The following is a 293-nucleotide window of genomic DNA, read 5'->3' on the forward strand; positions in this document are numbered from 1 at the left end:
GTCAAGCCGGCCCGCCGGCTGACCGGCCAGAAGATGACGCCCGAGCTCGCCCGGGCGATCCTCGACCTGCACGCCTCCACGGGCATGACCCAGCAGGAGATCGCCTTCAAGGTCGGGGTCAACCAGGGCCGGGTCAACGAGGTGATCAAGCGCGGCAAGTGGCTGTCGGACGCTCCCCAGGCCCCCGAGGCGGTGGCCCGGGACAAGGCGCTCGCCCGCATGCGCGGCGACCCCAAGCCGAAGAAGCCGCCCCTGGCCGCAGCCCGGCCTAAGGAGCGCAAGGCGGCCGCTCC

The 293-nt window shown here is 73.0% G+C and carries 1 protein-coding gene; it reads left to right on the plus strand.

The window, feature by feature from the left end; translation table 11 throughout:
• Positions 1–293, plus strand: a 293-nt coding sequence (locus tag P0G09_RS19850) for a hypothetical protein (protein WP_275253534.1), incomplete at both ends; no start/stop codon positions are given.

The sequence above is a fragment of the Faecalibacterium sp. DFI.5.82 genome (genome assembly GCF_029076575.1).
Classification (GTDB): Bacteria; Bacillota; Clostridia; order Oscillospirales; family Ruminococcaceae; genus Faecalibacterium; species Faecalibacterium duncaniae.